General features: G+C 62.5%; 5 protein-coding genes and 1 tRNA gene. All 6 read right to left on the bottom strand.

Annotated elements, in window-relative coordinates:
* Positions 1-10: 10 nt before the first annotated feature.
* The 6 genes from ACFO0J_RS03195 to ACFO0J_RS03220 all read right to left on the bottom strand — a co-directional run bounded on the left by ACFO0J_RS03195 (position 11) and on the right by ACFO0J_RS03220 (position 19,928).
* On the bottom strand, positions 11-1,549 hold the full coding sequence (locus ACFO0J_RS03195) for a cyclic nucleotide-binding domain-containing protein (RefSeq protein WP_376811611.1): 1,539 nt from the start codon (positions 1,547-1,549) through the stop codon (positions 11-13).
* Positions 1,550-1,608: 59 nt separating this feature from the next.
* Positions 1,609-1,683: transfer RNA gene (locus tag ACFO0J_RS03200), tRNA-Arg, on the bottom strand.
* Between the two features lie 111 nt (positions 1,684-1,794).
* Positions 1,795-3,693 (bottom strand): bifunctional diguanylate cyclase/phosphodiesterase, encoded by a 1,899-nt coding sequence (locus ACFO0J_RS03205; protein WP_376811612.1) that lies wholly within the window; start codon positions 3,691-3,693, stop codon positions 1,795-1,797.
* 18 nt (positions 3,694-3,711) lie between these two features.
* A complete protein-coding gene (locus ACFO0J_RS03210) occupies positions 3,712-4,395 on the bottom strand; it encodes a transglutaminase-like cysteine peptidase (protein WP_376811613.1) in 684 nt (227 codons plus the stop codon).
* A 349-nt stretch (positions 4,396-4,744) separates the two neighbouring features.
* Entirely contained in the window at positions 4,745-10,207 is a 5,463-nt protein-coding gene (locus ACFO0J_RS03215; RefSeq protein WP_376811614.1) for a retention module-containing protein, read from the bottom strand.
* A gap of 250 nt (positions 10,208-10,457) precedes the next feature.
* Complete coding sequence (locus ACFO0J_RS03220; protein WP_376811615.1) at positions 10,458-19,928, bottom strand: retention module-containing protein; 9,471 nt, start codon at positions 19,926-19,928, stop codon at positions 10,458-10,460.
* Positions 19,929-20,162: the final 234 nt, after the last annotated feature.

Raw genomic sequence — 20,162 nt, forward strand, 5'->3', positions numbered from 1 at the left:
CCCGCCCCCCTCAGGCGATCCCGAAAAAATGGCGGATACGGGCCAGGATCGCCGCCCCTTCGGCGCGCTCGGCGGGGGCGGCCGCAGGCGCTTCGTTGCGCAAGGCCTCCAGTTCGAGACTGCGGCGGGCCAGCAGTTGCGCGAACATCTCGGCCAGCGCCGGCCGCGATTCCAGGATGCTTTGGAAATCCGCCTTGAACAGGGCATAGCAGACCATGGGGCTGAGCGCCCTCAGGGACGCCCTGCGGGGATCGCCCGTCATCAGGCTCATCTCGCCGATCACGTGACCCGGCCCCACCTCGGCCAGCAAACGCTGCCGCCCCTGCGTCTCCAGCCAGACCGCCGCCCGCCCTTTGAGCACGATATACAGGCAATCGCCCTGCTCTCCCTGGCGGACCACCAGCCCTCCCGGGACGAAAGGCATGGTCTTCAGCCGGCGGGCCAGATCGAGCCGTTCACCGTCGGTCAGGGGCTGGAACAGGTCGACGTCCCGCAGGCATTGCACGCGCGCGTCCAGTTCGTCCGGCGCGCGGCCGGCTTCAGTCGAGGCGGATGCCCGGGCCGTCCCATTCAGGGTCCTGACAGGCGCCGCCAGCGACCAGCCCCGGCGCACAAAGACGGCCTGCACATGCTGCCGCACCCATGAATCGGTGCCGGCCGGGGCACGGGGATCGGTCAAGCCATACCGGACGGCATACGTGATCCGCCCATCGGTCAAATCGGCGATCTGGCATCGGGGCGCGGGATCACGGGCGACCGCGGCGGATTCGGCCTCACGCAGGACGCGCTCCACCTCGGTGATCACCTCGGAGGCCAGGACAGACGCCTCCGCATGGAACATGATCATGCGCTGGCGCACAGGCACCGATGGCCCCCCCACCAGCTTGACGTGTCCCTTCATGAGCTGACTGTTGGGGATCAGCAGCATCTCGCCCGCGATGGTGCGCACCGCCGTGTGGCGCCACTGGACCTGGACGACCTCGCCCGCGATCACCTCGCCTTCGAAGTCCGCCAGTTCGAGCCAATCACCGATATGCAGGGAATGATCCAGTTGCAAGGCCACCCCGGACAGGATATTGCCCAGCGTGTCCTGCATGGCAAAAGCCACCACCGCGGTCAGCACGGCCGTGCCGGCCACCAGCCCGCCCAGGTCCAGCCCGGCCTGCGACAGCCGAAGCAGTCCCCAGCCCACATACGCGAACAGGATCAGCAGTTCTTCGAGAATGCGCGGCGGGTGGACGTGCAGCCGGGGCAGCAAACCGCGAAAAATGGTCAGCCCCATTTGCCGGATCAGCCACAAACCCAGCAGCAAGACGGCAGTTCCCTGCAAGGCCCGCGCCAGCGGGGCGTCCTGCGCGGTCAGTGCCACCGCACTGCCCAGCAACAGCAGCACCACCAGCAGCAGCACCAGCACGGTCCACGACGGCATGCGCCGCGCGACCCGGCCCAAAGCCAGACCGAGCACGAGGGAAAGCGCGAGCAACCAGAGGTCGGAGGGCGCCCAGAGCGTGGAAAAATGATGCGCGACGGCAGACACAAAAGCCATCATCCACGGGCTCCCTGAAATGTCTGCCGACCGCCGAGAAGCCGGCGCCTGCGGCAGAAATTTGGCGCCTCCGGCAGGAATCGAACCTGCAATCTTCCCTTAGGAGGGGAAAGTTATATCCATTTAACTACAGAGGCTGCAGAGACTCGGCGCCGAATGCCCAAGAAGCGCAACCGCCCGGAAAGACAGCCGCATCGGCGCAAGCTGCGCGATTATAGTCTACGCCCCAGCCCCCAGGACATCACGCCCTACGACCCCGCGGCCAGATCCACCACCGCGCCGATCTCGCGGGCGGTTTCCTGGACGGCCTCCAGCAGGCGGCGGGCGCCCGGACTGGCGGCCTGCGCGGCCAGCAGATTGCCCGACACGCGGATGTATTCGGGCCGGATCTCGTGCAGATACAGCAGCGCCTCGGGCTGCTCGGCAAAGCGCCGCAGGCCCAGGCGCACGCCGTGTTCGCGCAGCATCGCGGCAAACGCCACCACCTGGGCGCGATGCGCCACCAGGCCGTAGGAATCCAGATCCATCAGCAGGCGGGCGCTCTGGTCGGGCGCCTCGACCAGCAGGCCGGCGACCTCGCCGCGGAATTCCTCGTTCAGGATCGAGGCCAGCGACACGCGCAGCACCAGATCGCCCGGATGCGTGCGCAACCAGCCCAGGCCCAGGCTGACGGCCCGGGCATCGCAGTCCGCAGACAGCCCCAGGCGCACGGCCGGCGGCATGAACAGATAGCCCGACAAAGGCTCGGACGCCCCCGGCTCATGCAAAGTCAGCAGGCCCTGCACGCGGTCATCGGAGATCGTGGACACATCGCGCTGGGTCACCAGCGCAAACCAGCCCTCGTCCAGCGCATTGCGCAGCAAGACGCGCCAGGCCTGCTCGCCGCCGCCCCGGGCGCCCGTCACGCTGCGCAGGTCTTCGCCCGGCACGTATTCCACATTCGTATGGCCGGCGCTTTCGGCACGCATCAAGGCCTCGTCCAGGCGCGACAGCACATCGCTGAGCCCTTCACCTGACTCGAAATCCGTCAGCACCATGCGCCAGCGGCACAGCCCCGCCTGACCCAACTGGATGCGCTGGGCCTGCAGGATCTCGCCCACGGTCTGCGCCACGCGCACCGCCACCGGACCCGGCATCATCGGCATGATGAAGGCGAAGTCCGACCCGTTCAGACGCGCCAGCCAGGCCTGCTGCCCCAGCCGTTCGCGCAGCACCTCCAGCACCAACTGGCCCATATTGCGCAGCCACTGGTCCACCACCTGGCGGCTCATGGTCTGGTTGATCGACTGCAGATCGCACTGGCGGAACAGCATCACGTGGCCGCCCTCGCCCTGCCCGGGCGTGGACTGCTCCAGCAAGCGGCGCAGCTCGTTGATGAAATACTTGCGATTGGCCAGGCCCGTCACCGTGTCCTGGTTCAGCTCGAGTTCCAGCGATTCGATGCGCGACTGATGTTCGGCCGCCGTCGCCCGCACCTGTTCGTGCGTGCGGGCGATGATCTGGGAGACCTCGCGCAATTCCAGCATCGCAGGGTGGCGCACCGGCGGCAGCTCGTCGCCCGTCGATGCCTGCGCCATGGCCTGGACCCGCGCCGTCACATCATCCTGCAGCGCCCGGCGCAGCCAGCGCATCAGCATGACCACGAACAGCCCCCACAGAATGCCGGCCCCGACCGTCAGGGTCACGATCCGCGCAGTGCTGTCCCACAAGGCATTGCGCGCGTAGGCATCGTTCGCCTGCAGCCGGATCACGCCCAGTTGAGACCAGCCATTGGTCACCTGGCGCTGGGCCTCGTGCCGTTCCAGGGGCAACAGATGGCTGAACCAGTCCGGCGCCGTGACTCGGTCGTCGCGACCGTCCTCGATCTCGCGACGGATCAGGATCCGGCCCGTGGGATCCAGAAATTCCACCACCCGGAACTGGCCGCTGTCGAACAACACGGAAATCAGCAGTTCACGCACCGTCGGGTCCTGGTTGGACGGCTGCGACAAGGTCAGCGCCAAAGAGGTCGCGGTGGCATCGCTCTGTCCCTGGAGCTGAGCGTCCAGATACTGGCGCGCCGAACCGATACTGAACAAGGTCGCCCCGACCAGGATCACCAGAATCGCCAGGGTCACACTCAACAGCAGTTGTCTCAACAGGGACATGACATTCCTTTCATTCCATCACGGCTGAAAACCTTCGGTCCGCATGCGGGACAACAGATCCCGCCACCGGCCGATGCCATCCACCGAAGACCGCTTCCCACCGGGCATGTACACCCCCTGGGCATTGAAACTGAACACCGGCGTCAAGTCCGGCCGATTGTGTGCGGGCTGCATCCGATCCACCAGACTGTCGAGCACCAGGGGCTCGGCCTGAGGCTGTGGATAATAGCCCAGCACCATGTGGGCGATGCTCTGGCTGCCGATCTGGGCGCGCACATAGACGAAGCGCAGCTTTTCGGGCGCCACGCCCAGGTACAGCAGAGAAAAATATTTGCCGATCACGTAGTCCTCGCAGTCCCCCGCGCCCTTGGACAGCGATTGCAGCGGCGTGGCCCAGTAATCCACCTGGCCCCAGACCGTAATGTCCTCGCTGCCGATCAGGGTGTTGTTCCAGAAGCTGTTGACCATGCGCAGCTTTTCCTGCTCGTCCAGCCCTGCGGCCTGGGCCAGCATGGCTTGCCAGGACTCCACCGCGCGGCTGGCCTTGGCGCCGTAGTGCTGGCGTGCATAGGACACCAGCGCCCCCGGGTCGAACGTCACCGCCGGCGCCGGCCCCCAGGCCAGCGCCAGGAACAGGACCAGTACCGTCAACCCCCAGGACAGGGCACGGACCCTGGCAGCGGTCGGCTGGCAATAGGACATGCACGGATTTTGATACAAATAGGTGCAATAGAAAAGAGGCGATGCAACAATTCCACGTTTGTCGCAAGGATACTACCGGTGCAACGGGGGGCTTGACATTGTCGTTGACGACAATGGAGGGATGGGACGCGAGCCCGGCGTGGTCCGACGGGTGGGGTTAGAACGGCATCTCCAGCGAGATGCCTGCGCAATTCGCCCGAGGAGCCAATTGCCGTCCTGCCCCCTTCTCGAAGCGAGATCAAGCCATGGTGGAAACGGATGTGCCCGCATGAAGCGCCGGGCCCACATGTAAAACGCCCGCTCTCCGGGAGAATCCGGAAAACGGGCGAAAGAGTGACGGAATAACGATTTAGCCCTGATCGACCTTCAGCTTGCCGTCATTGATCAGGCTGTTGATGAGCTGGGCCTGCGTATCACCGCCATGGCCGACCGTCAGGTCGATGTTATCGATGACGATCTGCTGGGTCACGTGATCGGCCGCCGTCCCGTCCGCGTTGACCTTCACGTCGATGACGGTCTTGCTGCCGTCGCCGCTGATGTGCAGGTACTGCGTCAGGTCGCCATGATCGCCCGGCGCAGCGCCGTCGGTGTGGCCCTGCAGCAGATCGCTGAGATCCAGCAGATCCTTGCCATTGGCGCTGGCCGCATCCACGCCGAAATCCTTGACGCGGTCCACTGCCATCGGCTGCCCGGCCTCGGCCTGGTCGCCCAGCTTCCACACGAACACATCGTCGCCCGCGCCGCCATAGAGCGTGTCGTTGCCGGCCCCGCCGATCAGGGTGTCGTTGCCACCCTGGCCATAGAGGGTGTCGTTGCCCGCGCCTCCATCGAGGGTGTCGTTCCCGCCTCGGATGTCGCCCGGCACGTTGAACTGATCGGAATGATCCTTGATGTAGTCATAGATGTCCTGGTTCGTCGCATCGTGACCCAGATCGGCCTTCAGGTACGCCTTCAGCGCATCCAGGCCCGAGCCGTCCGGCAGGTTGTCCGGACGGCCCGCCCACGACAGATTGTCGGTGTTGATGACGTCGCCGAACAGGATGTCGTTGCCGTCGCCGCCCGACAGGGTGTCGTTGCTGACCGGCAGCGGATCGGTGCTCGAAGACCCTCCCTGCAATGCAGCCTCAAGTTGAGCGGCGTTATCAACAATATCCACCTGACCGGTGTTGGCCTGAATCCACTGACCATCGTCAAGTTGAACCCACTGCTTTTGCCCAGTCGAATCCGTATTATCGAAGAACTTGAGCAGATCCTCATTGATCCCAGAGCCAATGCCGATCGCATGAATCTCACCGTAGTTGGAGACCCTCTGGAAATCATCCAAGGCATTATTGACGTCGGAATAATCAGTGTAGTTCCCACCCCAGTTCCCCGAGCCGCTATTGCTGGACGTCGGATTGCCATCCGTCAAGAAGAACGTCAGATTTTTGTAGCTGGGGTCCGAAGGCAGCGACTGAAACCAGTCTCCAGCCTCCTTGAAAGCATCCTCATAGTTGGTTGCTCCATTAGCCGCCAAAGCATCAATCTTGGCAATCAACGCAGCCAGAGACGTAGAGTCCAGATCCTTAAACACATAGCCCGACTGCCCATAGCTCGGCGTAACATCCCTCGCGTCACTGTTAAAGTCAATCAGAGCGACATTAACCTTGCCATCATGATTTACAAGCTGCGCAGCGAGGTTCTTCAGAGCATCCTGGACGAGTTCCATCCGGGAAATAGGCTGGTCTTCATAGTGGCTGGTATCGACCCAGGTCTTATTCTTCCCCTTGCCACTCCAATATCCATCCTCCACCCAGACTGGCTTAGTCTGGCCGGAATCGCTACTCATCGACCCAGAAGTATCCACCACTAGCGCGATGTTGTAGTTCTGACCTGGTTGGACCGTCGTCTTAACACCACCAGCATCGCCCAGCAGGATATCGGCGCCAATACTCCCATTCAGCGTGTTCTGCTCATTGGTACCAGTCACCAGCTTGTCGCCGACCAGGTGGATATCCACCGTCGCGGTATCCATGCCACCCTTGCCGTCGGAGACCTGCACCGTCAACGTGTCGGTCTGCTCCTTGCCGAACAGGTCACCCACCTTCGAACCATCGACCCGGACTTCTCCGGTCGCAGCATCGATGCTATAGGCGCCACTCCCGTTTCCACCGGTGATCTGGTAGCTCAACGCATCCCCATCGACATCGTGCGCCTGCACCGCGCCCACGGTCGCCGAGCCGTCATGCGGATCCACCCCCGTGAAGGCGTAGGCGTCGCTGTTCGGCGGCGTATCGGTCGTGTCGGCACCGCTGAGGAATTCCGGCGCAGTATTGACGGCAATCGACACATGCCCCTGCGCGCCATCACCATCCGCATCGGTGATCTGGTAGTTGAAGTCGATATGACCGTCCGCAGTCCGATCCATGGCCTGGTATTGGTAGAACTCCCATTGGCCGGTCGCGGGCGTGAGCTTGATCTCATAAACCAGGTGCCCGTCCGCGTCCTTCCCAACGATGGTATTTCCATCGGCGGAAACCGTGCTGAACACAGCACGGCCATCGGCTGTTTTCAGCCCTGTTTCCGCGCTCGTCAGGTTCAGATCGCCCGGACCATCCGCACCATAGCTGAGCGCGATGTGGCCGGTTGCGTAGGCGATGGGATGCGTGTCCTCGGAGCCGAGGAACGTAATGCTCTTGACCGCAAAATCGCTATTGTCCTTGTGAGCCGCGGACTCACCATTATCCAGGGCCTTGAAGACGATCTTGTCGAATCCGCCGTCCTGCACCTGGAAATTGGCGGCATAGTCCCCACTGCTCGTATCAGAGGAAAATTCCTGGCTGGAGACCAAGACGCCATCCCGATAGAACAATGCAACACCGCGTTCAAGTTCACCACCGAACATCTGGGAGAACTCGACCGTGACACCATAGGCCACCTTGTTGCCAGACAACTCAACCGTCAATTCCTCGGAAGCGCCTTGATCACCCACCTTGCGATAATCGACCTCGCCATCAAGGGCAAAATACGGTTCGTTGCTGCTCTTGACACCCAGGCCATTGCTGTTTTGATAAACATTCGCGGCGCCCAACGTCAGATTAGTGCTGGACGTAAAACCCACCGCCGACACCGTGACGGCACCATTATCAAAGCTATAACCAGTCTTGGAGCCTCCATACCCGGAAAAATCGACTTTCCCAGTGTAGATATCGGGAATGTCCACATTCGTGGTCTGCACGGGAGCCGGGTTTTCCACCACAGCCGGCATATCGTCCTCAATGCGCACCGTGATCGTCGTGCCTGCACTCAGATCCCCATCGGATACCGTCACCGGAATCTTCAGGTCAATCACATCCTCCACGCTGTTCTCAGGATGATCCAGCGTATCGTGCAGCGTCACCGTGTAGCCGCGGGACGCGCCTGTGTCGCCGGCGGTCAACTGGACCGTAAGCACCTCATGGTAATCGCCGCCATTGAGCGTGCCGGTGTAGCCGACCAGCTTGCCGCCCACGTTGGTCCAATGCACCGGGAGGCCATGCGAGGTCAGGTCCGCAATCGCCGCGCCGCCCGAACCCGGGCCTTGCGCCGCGGCCACCGCCGTGCCGAGGCTGAGCGTCAGGCTCGAGACCGGCGTATCCGGATCGCCCACGGTGATCGTGCCCGCGAAGGTCGCCGAACTGGCATGATCCCCATCGGGGCTGCCCGTGCCGTCGGCGATGCCGCGCGGCAGCGATTCCTCGGTCACGACTGCATGGACGCCCTGCAGATCCGGCGCATTCGGCACCACGATCGTGGGCGCGTCGTTGGCACCCTTGATCGAGAAGCTGACATCCTTGGTGACGGTGTCGCCGTCGCCGTCCTCCAGCGTGTAGCTGAATTTCACGTTGATCGTATCGCCGTCATTGAGCGCCTGCGTGGCCGGCTTGGTGTTGTCCAGCGTGAACTTCCACGTCCCGTCCGCGTTCTGATCCAGATGGCCGTAGTCCGACAGGTTCACCGTCGCACCGCCCTTGGTCGCCACCGCCGTGCCCCAGGCCAGCGCACCGCTGGCCGCCGCGCCGTCGGCGCCGTAATGACTGCCACTGCCCGCGCCCAGGACGCTGCCCTCGACATGGTCGGTCGCGGCATTCTCCGTGACCGTGCCGACGTTCAGGTGATTCTCCGCCGTGGGCACATCGTCCGTAATCTCGACCGTCAGGCCCGCCGTGGCTGCATCGCCATCGCTGTCGGTGACCTTCACCGTGAAGTCGTCGCTCTCCACCGCACCGTCGACGTCGGTCGTCGCCGAGGTCAGCGTGTAGCTGTAGCTGTACACGCCGCCAGACAACGTCACCGTCAGCGTGCCGTGCGCACCCTGCACCGTGCCGCCAGCGGTCACGTCCACCGGACCGTCCTTGCCCGTGATCTCGACCTTGCCGATCGCGTCGTTGCCCGTGTTGATGTTCAGCGTGCCGCTCGTCGTCTTGCTGTCGCCAGGCGCGGAACCATCGGCCAGGCCCGATTCGAGCACCGTGCCCGTGCCGGGCTGCGCAGCCGGATCGCTCGGCGTGACCTCGATCTCCGGCTTGGAGTCCGCCACCAGATTGATCGTCACCTCCGCCACCGACGGATCCCCGTCAGCGTCCGTGATCTCGTACTTGAACGTGACCTTGCCTTCCTCGCCCGCCGCAGGCGTATACGTGAAGGTGCCGTTGTCGTTGTAGACCAGTTCGCCCTTGCCGCTCAGGCTGCCGTCCACCAGCTTCACACCCGTTGCCAGGTCCACGTCATCGGCGCCACCCTTGTCGTTGGCAAACACGTCGACATCGACCGCCGTATTCTCAGCCCCCTGATCCACCTCATCGGCAACCGCCTGAGGCACCGTATCCGTAATGTTCGCCACCAGATCAGACGACACGGTCCGGCCCTGGGTATCCACCACAGTGATCCCGATGGTATCCAGGACCGACTCGCCATCTCCCTGGCGATGATCCTGCCAGCCGTCGGAAGTATAGCGATAGCTGACTTCGCCCGTGCTGGGGTTATAACCGGTGATCACCAGCAAGCCACGGTCAGTGTCGATTTCGATCGGGGAGCCGGATGCGGCCAGCAACTGAGCCAGAGTGACCGTCAGGGTGGTACCTGCCGGAGCAACTGCACCGCCATCCGTTCCGGTTTCAGCGGAAAAATTGAATATCAAGGCCTGCAGGCCGCCAGCAGCACTGAAGCTAAACGAGCCGACCACCCCGTCTACTGCTTCAGTCTTGTCTTCAGAGATCGTGAAATTACCCGGAGTCGCGGTCGGCTCGTTGTTCGCATCAGGAATCTCGATAGTCGGAGCGGGAAGCAACGCCGCCGCAACACCATCGTCCCCCGCAGCCGCCCCGCCCAGCAGCACGAATTCAGGCGTTTCCACGCCCGGTCGCGGATAGGCCAGGCCCAGGGGCGTGGTGGCCTCGACCACGCTGGACAAGCGGGTGAAGCTGTCGCCGCCGCCACCGCCGCCGGTCAGCACCGCGGCGGTCGGATCCAGGAGGGCGAACGGGTCCTGGCCCGCGTCCAGCGCGGCCAGAATCTGGTCGGCCACAGTGTCGGCTGGCGGCGTCACCGCATTGTCAGCCGGCTGCGGCTGCGCGGCAGCCAGATCGTCGGTGACCAGCATGTCGGCATTCTGACCGACGATGACCGGCGGCACGCCGTTGGCCTGCAGGGTCACGCTGGCGCCCTCGTTCGTCAGGATGTGCGCGTTGACCGGCACGCGCATGCCTTCGTGCAGCGCAATCATGGTGCCATCGGATGCGCGCATCCAGGCTTGGCCGGTGACGTGGGTGATCAGAACGGTATCGGTTGCCATTTTTATTGAGTTCCCAGTGGTGAATTCGGTTGCGCCTGCCTATCCGCGAAACGTGTACTGGCGGCGAGCATGAATCTGGATGTTACGCATGTGCCCACGCACTTTATATTGGCGGGAAAGACAATACAGGGCAGGACTTGACTGCAGAAAAGCAAAGATATGTCAAAACTGCGGCCAGGGAGAGGGCAGAAAAATCGCCCGCACCCCGGGGCTGGCCGGAATGCGGGCGAAGGACTGACTGTAGAGTGGTTTAGCTGTTGTGATCCACGTTCAGTTTGCCCTGCTGGATCAGGCTGTTGATCAAGCTGGCTTGCCCTTCAGGCGAAGCCAGGTCATGGCCTGTCGTCAAATCAGCGCGGCCCTCCAGCACAATTTGCTGGTCATAGCCATTTCCCGCAGCGTTCAGGGTGCCGTGTGAACTGACGTTAATGACCGCGTTATCGCCATCCTTGGAGATATGCAGATACTGGGTCAGATCTCCTGAGACCGTGCCATCGACACCTACCGTCAGATGGGCCTGTTCGCCTTGCAGCAGTTGACTCAGATCCAGCACGTCCTGGTGGGACTTATCGGTATCGCCCTGGATGCCATACGTATCGCCCTTGCCGAAATCCGTGATCGTATCGACCGGAATCGGGCCGGTGACCGGGCCATGGCCGCCATCCGCCCACTGATCCCCCAAGGTCCAGACGAAGGTATCGTGGCCATCGCCGCCGATCAGGGTGTCGTTGCCGGCACCACCATGCAGCACGTCGTTGCCGGAGCCGCCATACAGGACATCGTGGCCGGCGCCGCCATGCAGCTCGTCGTTGCCGCCCTGCCCGAACAGGACGTCATCACCGTCACCGCCGAACAGTTTGTCGTTGTGATCCGACGGGTCAGATGCACCGAATTTTTCCAGATTCGCCTGGATAAACTCGTAAACCTGAGCGTTGCTGGGGGCCACTCCGTCATGCGCCTGAGTCAGGTAGTCCTTCAAGACATCCAGGTTGTTCAGGGTTTCGTCCGCAGGCTTGTCCTTGCCGGCCCAATCGAGCCAGGCCACATTCAGTTCGTCGCCGAACAGGATGTCGTTGCCGTTGCCTCCGTACAGCGTGTCGGCGCCCGCACCGGCATGCGTGCTGTCCTGGAAGCCCTTGTCCAGGGCATTCAGGAGGGCCTGCATGCTGTCGTCCTTGGAGTCATCGACGATGGTGACTTCGCCGACTTGGCCAGTCAGCGTCGTTTTGCTTCCGCTATTGGGATTACCGCTATCGTCCATGACGATGCTGCCCAGCGTCGTGCTGCCGGACTCGGTTGTGTTGTCGAAGAACCGCAGTTGATTTTCGGAAACCCCGGCGCCGATGCCGATGGCATATACATCGGTCCCGGTGTGCGTCAGCAAGGACTTATAGGCATCGATACCAGCTTTCATATCGTGCGTATACGTTTCCGTTTCGTAGGAGCCGTGGCCGGGATGCGGACTATTCGTCATCGTCGGATCGCCGTCCGTCAGGAAGAAGGTCAGGTTTCCGTAGCCGTCCTTGGCATGAACACCAGCGCCTGTCGTCTTGCCGAACCACTGTTCCGCCGCCTGGAACGCCGCTTCGTAGTTGGTGTAATAGCCAGGATTGACGCTGCTCACAGTCAGATTATCGATAGCGTGCTTCAACTTGGCCAGATTGCCGGCTTCATCGTCCCCATTGAGGACGACCGTCACGGGCGTGGCGGCCCTGCTGCCGAACCCGATCAGCGTCACGATCAGTTCGCCGTCGTGCGCCGCCAGTTTGTCGGCAAAGCCTTCCAGCGCCTGTTTGGCGATTGCCAGACGATCGATGTCCTTGCCGTTTTTGCCGGCGTTGTTTTCCTGCATGCTATAGGACAGGTCGACCAGCAGAGCGACGTTGTAATTGCCCCCCGGCACCGGTTCGCCCGGCACCATGCCGCCGGGATCGCCGATCAGGACATCGTGAGAATCCGCCCCGCTGCCGGAACTCGGCAAGGTATCGTTGCCCGACGTGCCGACTGTCTCGGTGTAGTGATCGATCGTGGCGGGGACGGTCGTGGTCGCCTCATCGCTGTTGGCGGACTCGACCGACGTGACGCTGGCGGTGAGGCCGGACAAATCGGGCGCGCCGCCACCTGATCCGGTGGGCGCCGTCAGGTGCAGATCGCTGAGATCCGTACCGGCAGGGAACGTCCAGGTGTGTCCAGCACCAGCCGTACCGACAAGCTGCCCATCCCCATCGACAAACGAAGCACCGTCCGGCAGGCCCTTGATGGTGATCGGCGTCAGATGTTCACTGCCGTCCGTATCGGACAGCGCGGCGGACAGGTTGACGTCGTAGGTGGCGTGGCCGTCGGTGGTGTGGGTTGTGGTTTTGATGTCATCACCAATCGTTTTCCCATCACCGAAGACAAGCGCCTCGATGCTTTTCAGCTCGATATATGCGCCGGTACTCCTGTCAGTGACTTTGTAATCCCACTGATCATTCTTATGGGGATAGTCGATCTCGTACTGATCACGATCCTTGGTGAAATAAACGACGTCGTAGCCTTTCTTGCCATCGATTTTTCCATCGGCACCATTACTGGCTTCTTTGATGTCCCCATCGACGACAAAGATATTGCTGTACTTGGTGCCTTGAATCGTATTTGTGCCCTGGTTCTGATCACTGTTCGGATAATCAATGGTCGGCATATCGTCCACGATGTTTCCGTCAGGGCCGATACTGAATGATTTGTCTCCGAACTCAACCAAGGTCGTCTTGCTGCCCTCCGTGATCACCGGCTCGCTCAGCGAGAAGTGCAGTACGGGCGCATCCGCCACCGGGGTGATGTCGATGGACAGCGTGGCGGTGTCGCCCACGGGGTTGCCGTCCGAACCAACCGCCCGATAGCCCAGTTGGGCATAATCGTTGGCCGAATCACCGGTTACGCCGCCGGACTGGTTGGGTTCAGGCACGAAGCGCAGGCTCGTGCCGCTGGACAGATCGCTTTCCTTGAACTGATCGCCGGCCTTCACATTGAACCAGTCCGTGCCATTCGTGGAATACTGCAGCACGCCATGCTCAGGCAACGATGTGATGCTGACGGCCGGATCGTCGCCGCCGTTGGCGACGTGGAAGCTGTCCCAATTCAGCCCGATGATCGTGTCTTCGTTCGCACTGATTTCGCTGCTTTCGACGGTGGGCGGCTGCTCGGTCAGACCCTTCAGATTGATCTCGATCCCCGTGTTCACCGAATCACCGTCGCCATCGGTCACCACGGCGCCCAGGTCGAGGGTGATGTCGGTATCCGTGCTGGAGCCCGAAGTGACGGTTTCATAACCGACACTCATGCCCGTAATGGCATAGACCGTCGCATTATTGGCCCCGCTCAGCGTCACGGACGTGATTTCCGTCGCATTCATCCCGGCTGGGAGATCCTTCACATCAATAACGATCGAAGCGCCGTCGGCAGACGGAATGATGGTGATCGGATGCGCCGTGTCTCCATTGACAATGACGCTGACCCGCTCACCCGCTTGCAGATCAAACGTGGTGAACTCCACGTGCGTGATCTGGTTTCCACCATTGGGATTGAACGTGAAGGTCAGGCTTTCAGCAGAGCCTCCATCATGATTAATGAAGTTATTCCCGTCGCCATGCACGGTGACGCCCAATTTCCCATAGGCGATATAAGGATCAATCGTCTGGCCCGGCCTGTTGGCGTCCGCAGCACTCAAATTCACCGTGAACGGGCCATCCGCGCCAAGAGTGATCTGGTTATACACCCCGTCGGCAATGCCACTGAAAGTGAAGTCCTGCGTGTGCGACTCGGAGGCGGCCGCGGCCGGCAGCGGATCGATGACCCCCTGCACCGTCACGGTATAACTGCCATGATCACCCGCCCCGCCCGTCAGGCTCGGGGTGATGGTCAGCACCGCAGTCTGGCTGGCATCGCCTTCCTTGACGGCGATGACGCTGCCGTCATCCTTTGCAACCCAGACCAGATTCGTGCCGTCAGAGGTCAACTGCACATCGGCGTCACCGACATGCGCCGTGACAGGCTGGCCATTCAGTGACGCGCCATCCTTGCCTGTGATCGCCACGGTGGCGTTTTCAAAGTCGGCGCCGACGGAAATGCCCAGGTCGCCGGTGGCTGCGCCCTCTCCGTTCTGCACATCCACGATGGTGCTGCGATCGAAGTCGGCATCATTCGGCCCCTTGAGCAAGATCGGGCTGTCGTCCTCGATACGCACGATGATGTCGGCCGTGTCTGACTTGCCCGACGTCGGATCGAAGACCGAAACCGGGATTTTCAGGTCGATGATGTCTTCCTGGTCATGGCCCTGGTGATCCAGGGGCTGGAGTTGCGTGACTTCGTAGCCAGTCACCACGCCATCGGTCTTCGTCAGTTCGACCTTGATGACCCAAGAGGATTCGTTCGTCTCGTCGTTGCCCGTATAGGCGACCAGCGTGCCTCCCACCAGCGCCCACGAAACCGGCTGGCCGTGGGACTGCAGCGGATTCCCCGCAGAGAAGTCGCCCGTATTGATGCCACTCGACTGAGTCGCGTCGGCATAGCCCCAGGAGGCGGTCACATTCGCGCCCAAAGAGACGACCAGGCTCGATACGGGGGTATCTGGATCCCCCAGAATGAGCGACCCCGTGGCGGTTTGCTCGCTGGCCTGGTCCGGATAGGGATACGGCGAGGGCGTCGGATACTGGCCATTCGTGTCGTCGGGGTTGCCATGGGCCAGGGCCTCGTCCGTGACCATGGAGTCCGTGACGCTGATGGTCGGCGCCGCGACCGGCATGCCGATGGTGACCGTACCCGGCGTTGGATCGCCGTCGGCATCCTTGACGATATAACCGAACGGCAAGGTTTCGACCGGTTTCCCATCCGCGCCGCGCAGGGTCTGGTAGCCGAAATATTCCCAGGAACCGTTTTGCGTCAAGATCAGTTGGAAGGCAACCGTACCGGCATCGCCGTAAGTGCCGGTCAGAACGGTACCGCCTTCATTGGGCGTCAGGATCAGTTGCGTCAAATGGGCGGCATCTGCCCCCACGTAAAGGGCCTGCGCGGCAGCAGCCCAGGCCAGGCCACCGGCGCCATCGGCACCATAGGCGAAGTTGAGGTCGCCCCCCGCATGCACAACGGCCCCCGGCGGCGGCCCGTCGAAGGTGATGGTCTTGATGCCGAAGTCGCTGTTGTCGCCCCGGTTGTCCTTGCCATTGCCGTTGTCGGTGGCCTTGAATACCAGCGTGTCGAATGCACCGAACGTGTCGGTATGCAGCAGGCCGGAAACATAGTTGCCGTCCGGATCCGTCGAGCTGAACGACTGTTCACCGACCTTCTCGCCGCCCCGCCAGAACTCGACCACGCCGGACTCTTTTTCGCCGCCGAAGAACATGGAAAATTCAACTTGGGCGCTGTAAGCGACCTTGCCGTCGGGCAGCCTGACCGTCAGGGTTTCGGAATTCGCAGTGCCGTTCTCCAGGACACGATAATCAATCTCGCCCGGCAGGGTGTGGTAGGGGTCGGCCGTACTTGCCACCCCCACGCCGTTGCCGTCCTGAAAGACTTTGGCGTCTTCAAGACCCACATCCGCCGCAGACTTGAATCCCTGGGCCGACACCGTGATCTCGGCATCACCAGTGCCCGTGAATTTCATGCCGAGGTCGCTATCCCCGTCACGAGTACCATTCGTGGTGAAATCGACGGTCCCCACATAGACATTGGGGATATTCGCAGACGAGGCCTGGGCAACATCGCTGTCATAGGTTTGCGGGCTGTCGTCCTCGACGCGGACGGTGATGGCAGACTCCGTCACGCCGCCCTGGCCGTCGCTGACCGTGATCGGGATGTTCAGGTTCAGGACGTCTTCGGCCGCACCCTCCGTGATCGGGTGGTCGATGGCGCCCTTCAGATCCACGGTATAGGTGTAATGGCCGTTCGGCTGCCCGTCAGTCGCCCCCTGAACCAGCGTGATTTCGATGATGTCCTGACGCACGCCATCGATCATGACGTAACCGCTCAGGGTATGACCGTCGGCAGCGGATTCCCACTGAAGGGGCTGTCCGTGGGAGGTCAGGGCTTGCACGGCCCCGCCCACATCACGTGTTGCCACGACACCGGAACCGTCTCCCAGGGAGACCGACACATTCGACAATGCCGTATCGACGTCCGCGACGGTGAACGTGCCGGACGCCGTCGGGCTATCGGTCTTGTCGCCGCTCAGCGTATCGTTGCCGATGGCGTCATCAGGGCCATCCTTGATGCCGTTGTCGTAGTTGCCGGCATCCCGCGTCAGGCCTTCTTCGGACACGACCGCCTTCGCATCGTCACCGTCATTGCCGAAGGTAATTGTCGGCTTGTCGTTGGTGCCCTCGATCTTGATGGTCAAATGGGCGGTCGAGGTATCACCGTCGGAATCCGTCAACGTGTAGTCGATGGTGAAGGTCCTGGTTTCCCCCTGGGCCAGCGCCTGGGTCGCACCCAGGCTGTTGTCCAGATTGAAGGACCAGGTACCATTGGGGTTGACCTGCAGCGTACCGTAGTTTGAAAGCAGATCGCCGCCATCATCCGCCGCTGCGGCGGGATCGCCCCAGGTCACCAAATGGCCGGAGAGGATGCTGGACAAGCCGCCCTTCGGGCCGTCCGCGCCCCAGCCGGCGGAATCCACATCGTTAAAGACCTTGCCTGCCAGCAGATTGGCAATGACATTGCCCTCCAGGTGCGTACCGTGGATGCTGCCCTCGGAGCTTTCGATCAGGGTGCCGCCGTCCACGTTCACGGCCTTGGGACTGTCGTCCTCGACATGGACGTTCAGATAGCCGGTGGTCGAATTCGTGGCGGTCCCGGAACTGTCGGTGACGATGACGGGGACTTTCAGGTCCAGCACATCTTCACCGGCGGCACCTTCGCCTGCGATCGGGTGCTTGACCGGAGCCAGCAGATCGACGGTATAGGAGTAGTTGCCATCGCCATCGGGGCCGCTCAGCTTGACCTCGATCACGGGTATGCGGGGGAGGTGCAGGAATCCCATGGGATCCAAGGGGTTCGGCACACTGCCCACCAGGGTGTGATCGCCGTCCAGAGCCCAGGATATCTTCTGCCCGCCCGAGTACAGATCATCCGGCAGACCAGCCGTGGACAGTTTCACCGTCAGGGTGTCGTGCGCGTCCGCATCGCGAACCTGGAAGGAGCCGGAGGTGTGAGCACTGTCAGAGTGGTCGCCCGGGGTGCCCTGCTCGTCCGGCAGGCCATTGCCATGCAGCGGCAGCAGCCCCGCGCCCAGGCCTTCTTCAGAAACGAAAGCGTTGCCTTCGGCCTTGCCCGTGTCGTCAAAGGTAATCGTCGGCCGGTCGTTGCGGCCCTCGATCTTGACAGTCAGGGTCGAGGTGGAGGTGTCGCCGTCGTTGTCGGTAATCGTGTACGAGACCGTGAAGGTCTTGACCTCGCCTTCGCCCAGGCCCTGGGTATGCGCACTGGTGTTGTCCAGTTGGAAAGACCAGATTCCTGCAGGCCCCAGTATCAACTGCCCGTACTGCGACAGCGTGTCGCCGCCATCCACCGGCTCGCCCTGTGCGTTGACCTCGGACGCATCATTGCTATTCCAGGCAAATGCATGCCCATGGCTGTCGCCGCCGTCCGCGCCGAAGCGATCATTGAGCAGCACATCGCCGCCCCGGAGACCCGCCCAGCCTTCATCCCCCTGAACCAGCAGACGGCTGAAGTCGGCCGCAGCCTGCGGCGAATCGTCCTCGATGCTGACTTTGAGTTCGCCCTTCGTCGTGTCGTGGCCATCGTACACATTGATGGGCACAACCAGGCCCAGCGCATCCTCGCCCTGAAGCGGATGATCGACCGGTTCGAGGAGTTTGACGTCGTATTGATAGTGACCGTCGGATTCCTTGGTCAGCGTGATCTTGATCACGTCGCGCGCACCAAAGCCATGGCCGATGTGTCCCGTCAGGATCTGCCCATCAGGCGACAGCGACCACCGAACCGTCTGGCCGTCCGATGTCAGGCCCGGATCGGGATTCAGCAAACCCAGGGTGACCGTCAGAGGATCACCGTCCACGTCGGCCACGGTAAAGTGGCCGGACGACTTGGCATCGTCGGTGGTATCCGTGGAACCGGGGGCATGGTGATCGTCCGGCAGGCCCGCGCCATGCGGATTACCCGCACCAATGATGTGGCCCAGCGGGTGAGCGGGGAGTCCTTCTTCGGAAACGGCCGTACTGGCGTCGGCACCGTCATTGCCGAACGTGATCGTCGGTGCGTCGTTGGTGCCGGTGACCTTGATCGTCAGGGTCGTCGTCGACGTATCACCGTCGGCATCGGTCAGGGTGTAGGAGAAGACGTCGCTTTCTTTCTGACCCTCGCCCAGCTTCTGAACGTCAGCGTGACGCTCATCGGCAGGATCAGTGACCAGCTTGTAGGTATAGGAACCATCGTCGTTCAGGGTCAGGTCGCCATACGTGCCCTTGATGACAGTCCCCTCACCGCCACTGACATCTGCGCCAGATGTATCGCCATGCGTGACGCCCGTCACACTCACCGCATCGGCGCCCCGCGTATCGGCGCCTTCATGACCGGCGCCCGTGCCCTCGATGACATTGCCTTCGACCGACGTCACACCATCCTCGGTCACGCTGGCCTCGTCGGGCTGCGCGACGGGCGCGGTGTCGACGATGGCGGCGTCGATCTGGCCGGTGGCCGTACGCGGCGGATCGTAGTTGTCCACCACCGTAATGCCGATGGAATCCAGCACGTACTGCTGGCCCGTCCCGGGGAAGATGAGGGCGTCTTCGGGATGCGTCACAGCACCGTCGGACCAGTAGGTGTAATCGATCGTTCCGGTGTCCGGGTGGTATGCGGTCAGATGCAGCAGACCGAGGTCGGTGTCGATCACGATGGGCTCAGCGCCCGGAAGCGCCAGCGCCGCCAGTTGTGCAGCCGTGACGACCTGCGTCGGTGCTTCTCCTGCCTCGGGGGCAAAGGAGAACTCCAGCCGATTCAGTCCGGCGGCGGCGGAAAAGGAGAAATGCCCCTGAGCGCCCGTATGGTCGCCCGCATCGCTTGCCACAGCCATGGCGAACGGCGCCGGATTCCCGCCGGGTTGCGGCTGGTAGGTGTTGTTTTCGAACAAGCTGACGGTGCCCGGGCGGACGCCGGGCCCGTCGCCCTCAGGCTGATCATTCTGGTCCGGGATGTTCAGCGTCGGACCAGCAGGAATCAGCGGCGCCGAAACAGCAACCGCATCATCCCCCGCCGCTGCGCCGCCCAGCAGCACGAATTCCGGCGTCTCCAGACCCAGGCGCGGATAGGCCAGGGCCAAAGGTGTGGTCGCTTCCGTGATGCCTGCCAGGCGCGTGAAGCTGTCGCCGCCGCCACCGCCACCGGTCAAGGTCGCGGCGGTCGGGTCCAGGATGGCGAACGGGTCCTGACCGGCGTCCAGCGCGGCCAGCACCTGATCGGCCACGGTGTCGGCCGGCGGCGTCACGGCGTTGTCGGCCGGTTGCGGCTGCGCGGCAGCCAGATCGTCGGTGACCAGCATGTCGGTGTTCTGGCCGATGATGACCGGCGGCACGCCGTTGGCCTGCAGGGTCACGCTGGCGCCTTCGTTCGTCAGGATGTGCGCGTTGACCGGCACGCGCATGCCTTCGTGCAGCGCAATCATCGTGCCATCGGATGCGCGCATCCAGGCCTGGCCGGTGACGTGAGTGATCAAGACGGTATCGGTAGCCATGGTGAAGTCCTCTGTATGAATCCGTAGGGCCAGTCAGTGCGCGATATGCGCAGATGCGGCGAGCATATGTTCGAATCCTACGCGGGAGCCAGGGGGCTTCGTATTGGCGGAAAAGACAATAAACGTCAAGGAACGGCTCAGTAGAAACCCTGGTCGTTCATGGTCGGAGTCCAAGCGCAGAAACCTGGCTGTGCGGTCAGGTTTCCTACGATCAATGGCAGGCGGAACATTCGG

The organism is Castellaniella hirudinis (assembly GCF_042651965.1).
GTDB classification, from domain to species: Bacteria; Pseudomonadota; Gammaproteobacteria; order Burkholderiales; family Burkholderiaceae_B; genus Castellaniella; species Castellaniella hirudinis.